The 6,097-nt window shown below is 73.1% G+C and carries 5 protein-coding genes; 4 read left to right on the forward strand and 1 reads right to left on the reverse strand.

The features are described from left to right. The coding region (locus tag M0P34_RS13020) for a sigma-54 dependent transcriptional regulator (RefSeq protein WP_291499838.1) at positions 1 to 1,432 on the reverse strand (1,432 nt) is incomplete at its 3' end. Between the two features lie 263 nt (positions 1,433 to 1,695). On the opposite strand from M0P34_RS13020, the gene M0P34_RS13025 reads away from it, so the two are divergent. The 4 genes from M0P34_RS13025 to M0P34_RS13040 all read left to right on the forward strand — a co-directional run. After that, complete coding sequence (locus M0P34_RS13025) at positions 1,696 to 2,967, forward strand: O-antigen ligase family protein (RefSeq protein ID WP_291499840.1); 1,272 nt, start codon at positions 1,696 to 1,698, stop codon at positions 2,965 to 2,967. After that, positions 2,964 to 3,686 carry an acyl-ACP thioesterase domain-containing protein gene (locus M0P34_RS13030; protein WP_291499842.1) on the forward strand — a complete coding sequence of 241 codons (723 nt, stop codon included), beginning with the start codon at positions 2,964 to 2,966 and terminating at the stop codon, positions 3,684 to 3,686. The genes M0P34_RS13025 and M0P34_RS13030 overlap by 4 nt, the downstream gene beginning before the upstream one ends. Positions 3,687 to 3,895: 209 nt before the next feature. Next, on the forward strand, positions 3,896 to 5,275 hold the full coding sequence (locus tag M0P34_RS13035; protein ID WP_291499844.1) for an FAD-dependent oxidoreductase: 1,380 nt from the start codon (positions 3,896 to 3,898) through the stop codon (positions 5,273 to 5,275). 115 nt (positions 5,276 to 5,390) lie between these two features. After that, positions 5,391 to 6,097: M24 family metallopeptidase (locus M0P34_RS13040; RefSeq protein WP_291499846.1), on the forward strand; the 707-nt coding region annotated here is incomplete at its 3' end.

The following is a 6,097-nucleotide window of genomic DNA, read 5'->3' on the forward strand; positions in this document are numbered from 1 at the left end:
GTTTCTTGTATTCCGAAATTTTGTTGCGCAGGGTGCGCACGGAGATGCCCAGCAGGTCGGCGGCCTGGGTGCGGTTGCCCTCGGTCTGCTCCAGGCGGCGCATGATGGCGATGCGCTCGATCTCGGCCAGGGGGATGTCGCGGGCGTCCACGGCGCTGGTCAGCCCCGGGGCGGCGGGGGCGGCGGCGGTTGTTGCCGTGGCGGCCTGGGCGGCTTCTGCGGGGGCCGCTGCGGCGGGCGCGGGCTCCTCCTCGGGCAGGGGCCAGGTGTCGGCGTCCAGCAGGAAGTGGCGTTCGTCGATGGGGCCGGGTCCGGCCAGCAGCACGGCGCGTTCCATGAGGTTTTGCAGCTCGCGTACGTTGCCGGGCCAGTCGTAGCCCAGGAGCCAGGCCCGGGCCGAGTCGGCGAAGGCCAGCCGCGGCAGGCCGTACTGATCGGCGAAGCGGTCCACGAAGAAGCGGGCCAGGAGCAAGGCGTCCTCGCCGCGTTCGCGCAGGGCGGGCAGCTTGAGGGGGATGACGTTCAGGCGGAAGAAGAGGTCCTGGCGGAACTCCTTGGAGCGCACGGATTCTTCGATGTCGCGGTTGGTTGTGGCCAGCACGCGCACGTCGACCTTCACGGTTTCGGTGCCGCCCACGCGGTCGAGTTCGCTTTCCTGGAGCACGCGCAGGAGCTTGGCCTGAAGCCCGAGATCCATCTCGGTGATCTCGTCGAGCAGGATGGTCCCGCTGTCGGCCAGCTCGAACTTGCCGAGCTTGCGGTTGATGGCGCCGGTGAAGGCGCCCTTTTCATGGCCGAAGAGTTCGCTTTCCAGCAGGTGCTCGGGCAGGGCGGCGCAGTTGATGGCCACGAAGGGCCGCCCGGCGCGGGTGCTGTTCTGGTGCAGGTAGCGGGCGAACATTTCCTTGCCGGTGCCCGATTCGCCGGAGATGAGCACCGAGGCCTTGGAGGGCGCCACCTGCCGGGCCAGGGCCAGGACGCGGCGCATGGAGGGATGCTCGCCGATGATGCTCACGCCCGGGGCCGGGGGCGCGGCCGGGGGCGCGGGCGGGGCGCCGGGCGCGGGGCGTGCCGGGGCGGCCCCGGCGGGCATGGCGGCCTGGATTTTTTCCCAGGTCAGGGGTTCGAGCCAGTAGTCCTGCGCGCCAAGCTCCAGGTAGCGCTGGGCCTCGGCGGCGCTGCCGCGCTCGGTGAAGACGATCACCGGGGGAAAGCCCTGGACATCGCGCCCGGCGGCGAGCAGGTCCTCGGGGCGCACTCCGGGCAGGTCGCTGGCGGCGAAAGCCAGCACGGGCCGCCGCTTGGCGATGAAATCCAGGGCCGCGCGCAGGGTGTCCGCCAGCCCGGCCTCCACCCCGGCCTGCCGGAAGGACGGGAAAAGCGGGGTGAGCGGCGTGGGCCTGGAGAGAAACAGGATGGTCTTGGCGGACATGACCTGTCTTCTTAGCCTTTCCCGTTGCGATTATCAATCAAATGCCCGCGCCGCGTCCGCCCGCGAAATGATTGCGCCTGGCGTGATTGACTTGGGCGGGAAGCTCGTCTATTTTTCCGCAGCAGTTTCGGGAAGGAAATCCAGATGGAGAACGGCGGCGGGAAGAGGACACCGGCCCTGGCGTCTTGCCGGGGGCTCGGGGGCCAGGACGGACGGGGCTTGCGCGCCCCCCGGGGAGCGTGGGGCTTCCGGGCGGGGGCGGCGTGAGCGCCGCAGCCGTCGTTTCGCCGCGTCCTGGCCGGGGCGCGGCCCTGTGCCTGGAGCTGATGCGCTGGGCCCTTGGCTTCTACATCCTGTTCTTCCCCCTGGGCATAAGCTTCCGGGAGATCGGCGCCGTGGGCGCCATGACCGGGTTGGTCGGCTACTACGTCCTTGACTGGCGCGGATCGAGCCTGCGCCGGTTCCCCCTGCGCTGGGTGCTGGCGGCGTTCTTCGCGCTTCTGATCTTCAAGGGGCTGCACAGCATCTGCCCCGCCGCCAGCTGGTACGCCCTGAGCCACAACAGCTACAAGGGCCCGTTCCTGCTCCTGGCCGGGCTGGAGGTCGTGCGCAGGCCGGGGGATCTGCGCTTCCTGGCCTGGGCCTTCGTGATCATGACCCTGTACACCGGGCTGGACGGCATCTACCAGTGGTGCACGGGGTTCGACTTCTTCTTTTCCATGCCCTGGTCCGGGCGGGTGAACGCCATGTGGGAGACCGGGCGCATCGGCAACCTCATGGCCCTGACCGTGCCCGTGACCCTGGCCCTGCCCGCGCTGCTGCCCGCCCGCTGGCCCCTGGCGGCGCGGCTTGCCGTGGCGGCGGTGCTGGCCTTCCCGGGGCTGTTCCTGCTGGTGGGCGCCCAGGCGCGCAGCGGCTGGTTCGGCTTCCTGCTGGCCATGGGCGCCCTGGCCTGGGCGCACCTGGGCGCGCGCCGGGCCGTGCTGGCCCCGCTGTTGGTCATGGTGGCGCTGGGCGGACTGGCCCTGGCGTTCCCCCGGCTGATGTCCGCGGACGCGCTGCTGGGTTCCCCGCGCTTCATCATCTGGGACGTGGCCCTGGACGTGTGGCGGCACTGGCCGATCCTGGGCGCCGGGGTGGGCTGCTTCGAGGCGGGCTACGGGGCCTTGGGCATCCAGTTCGACCTGGGCATCTTCGGCGAGCCCGTGCCCCATCCGCACAACATCTACGCGCAGTTCCTGGCCGAGACGGGGATCGTGGGCACGGCGATCCTGCTGGCCCTGCTGCTGGGCAACCTCGTCTGGGCCGGGCGGCGGATGCGGGCGCGCATCCTGGCTGCCAGGGGCGCCGGGTGCGAGCTGTCCGGCCACGACGCCACGGGCGCCTGCCTGTGGGCAGCCCAGGCGGGCTACCTGCTGACGGCCTTTTCGGCCCACGATTTCTACCGGACCTGGTGGCTTGGCATGTCCATGCTCGTCACCGGGCTGGCCCTGGGCGCGGCCCTGGCCCGCTGGCGGGACGGGGACGGGGCGTGACCGCCGGGGTCTTCCGGCGCGAGTTCATCGTGGGCATGGCCGGGGCCGGGGTGCCCGCCGTGGCCGACTGGCTCCAGGAGGCTGCGTCCGCCCACGCCCGCGAGCTGGGCTTTTCCTCGCGGCGGATGCACGAGGCCGGGGTGGCCTGGGTGCTGGCGCGCCTGGCCCTGCGCATGGACGCCTACCCGCCCGTCGGCTCGCGGGTCACGGTGCATACCTGGCCCTCGGCCCTGGAGGGGCTGCGCGCCGTGCGCGACTTCCGCCTTGTGGACGCCGTCGGGGCGCCCCTGGGCGCGGCGACCTCGGTCTGGGTGGCTCTGGACATGGTCCGCCGCCGGGCCGTGGCCCTGCCGGATTTCGTCACCGCCTGCCATCCGGCGACGGCCGAGCGCGTCCTGGAGCTGACTGGCCGGACCCTGCCCGCGCCCGGGCCGGACGGCCCGCAGTGCGCCATCCTCTCCCGCCGGGCCGACCTGGACGAGAACGGCCACGTCAACAACGTCCACCTGCTGGAGTGGGCCCTGGAGCCCGTGCCCCCGGGGCGGGACCGCCTGCGCCCCGCGCTGGTGGACATCGCCTTTCGCGCCGAATGCCGCCATCCCGAGTCCGTGGCGGCCACCTGCACCCCCGAGGGGGACGGCGCGGCCCTGCTGCACGGGCTGACCTCCGCCGGGGGCCGCGAGCTGCTGCGGATGCGCAGCCTGTGGCCCGGGGGCTGACGGCGCCGCACCCCTTCCCGCGGCCTTCGCCGTTCCCGGCGCCCGCGCTTCCGCCGTCTCGCTCCTGCCTGTCGCCCCGCCTCCTGCGCCCGCGCATTGCCATTTGCCCGGGGCCGGACTACAGTGCGCCCACGATGGAGTTTTCCGCCCGCGCTCCCGCCGTCCGGCCCTTCCGGCCCGGGGGCGCGGCGCAGGGCGCGGGAGGCGGCGTGAACGCGACGTATTGCATCATCGGGGCCGGAGCCGCCGGGATCGGCGCGGGCCACGGCCTGTCGCGCCTGGGGGAGGACGACTTCCTGATCCTGGAGCGCGAGGCGCGCATCGGCGGCCGGGCCGCCGCCGAGAAGGACGCCTCCGGGTTCCTCTGGGAGCCCGAACCCCGGCCCCTGTGCGAGCGGTTCAAGACCTTCACCCGGCTGGTGGACGATCTGCTCGGCCCCGACGCGCCCCGGACCCCCCGCTCGGCCTGGGTCCGCGCGGGCGGGGCCTGGGTGCCGCAGCCCTTCCAGCGCAACCTGCGCTACCTGCCCGCCCTGCAACGCCTGGAATGCCTGCGTGGCCTGCTCGGCGCGGCCCTGACCCGGGCGGGCGACCCCGGTGGCGCGGCGCAGCCCGAAACCCTGGCCCGCTGGCTGGAGCTGACCTACGGCCCGGGCATCGCCCGGCTCTATCTCGCCCCGCAGCAGGCCAAGGCCCTGGGCGCGCCCTGCGAGGAGCTGGATTGGCGCTGGGCCGCGCAGTGCCTCGCCCCGGCGGACCTGGATGCCCTGCTGGAAACCCTGATCCTCGAACGCGACGACACGGGCCACGGCCCCGACGCCGTCGTGCGCACCCCGGCCTTCGGCGGCAGCGGGGAGCTGCTGCGGCGCATGAGCAAGCGCCTGCGCGAGCGCATCCTCATCGGCCAGGAGGTGGTGCGCGTGGACCCTGTGGCCCGGGTGGCGCATCTGCGCGGCGGCGGCGAGGTGGGCTACGCGCACCTGTTCTCCACCATGCCTCTGGACCAGCTGGTGGGCGCGGTGCTGGACGACCCGCCCGAGGCCGTGCGCCGCGCGGGGGCCGCCCTGCGCCACGCCTCGGCCCTGGCCGTGGGGGTGGGCCTGCGGGCCCCGCGCCCGCGCCCGGGGCAGGACTCGGCGCACTGGATGGAGTTCCCCCAGGACAACTGCCCCTTCCACCGCGTGACGCATCTGCACAATTTCGCCCCGGGCCGCGTGCCCGAGGCCGGGGCCCGGGCCCTGCTGGCCGAACTGTCCTGGCGCGGGCCGCGCCCGGAGCCGGTGGAGGCCATGATCCGCAGCGTGCTGGAAGGGCTGGAGAACGTATCCCTGCTGGCGCCCGGGGGCCGGGACGAGGTCGCGGCCCTGTGGCACGCCGAGCGGTCCCGGGCCGTGCCCCTGCCGGACCTGGGGCGCGACGCGGCCCTGCGGACCATCATGCCCTACCTGGAAGCCCAGGGCATCGCCTCGCGCGGGCTTTTGGGCGGCTGGCGCCACGAGGTCGGCGAGCTGGACCAGTGCGTCATGCAGGGCATCGAATGGGCGCGGCGCGTGGTCCACGGCGAGCCTGAGACCGTCTATTGCGCGTGAGCGCGCCCGGGCGCGTTGCCTATCGCGGCCCGGCGCGCTATAAGGGCGGCCCCGGCGGGCGCCGCGCCGTGCGCCGCGCCCCGGGGAAAAACCGTTCCGACCCCAAGGAGCACCCATGTCCATGACCGAAGTTTTCGCCGCCCGCCGCGAGCGGACGCGCGCTGCCCTGGCCGAGCGGGAGCTGGACGCCCTGCTCGTGACCCACGCGGCCAACCGCTACTACCTGTCCGGTTTCGAGCTGTCCGACCCGCAGTGCAACGAGTCCGCCGGGGCCGTCCTGATCACCGGGCGCGGCGACGACTGGCTGCTTACGGATTCGCGCTACCTGGACGCCGCCCGCAGGCTGTGGCCCGAGGAGCGCATCTTCATCTACGGCCGCCCGGCCCACGCGAGCATGGGCGCCTTTTTGCGCGGGGTGCTCCAGGGGCCGCTGGGCTTCGAGTCCGACGGCGTGTGCCACGAGTTCGCCTGCAAGCTCGGCGAGCATGTGGGCCTGGTGCCCACCGCGGGCATCGTCGCCCGCCAGCGCTACATCAAGGACCGGGCCGAGCAGGAGGCCATGCGCCGCGCCTGCGCCCTGAACCACAAGGTTTTCGAACAGATCCAGGAGTTCCTGCGCCCGGGCATCACCGAGAAGGCCCTGGCCTGGGAGGTGGAGAAGCTCTACCGCACCCAGGGCGCAAGCGGCCTGTCCTTCGACACCATCGCCGCCTTCGGGCCCAACGGGGCGCTGCCCCACGCCATCCCCGGCGACGATGTGCTGGCCGACAACAGCTCGGTTTTGCTGGACAAGGGCTGCCGCCTGGACGACTACTGCTCGGA

The sequence above is a fragment of the Desulfocurvus sp. genome (genome assembly GCF_023230885.1).
Classification (GTDB): Bacteria; Desulfobacterota; Desulfovibrionia; order Desulfovibrionales; family Desulfovibrionaceae; genus Desulfocurvus.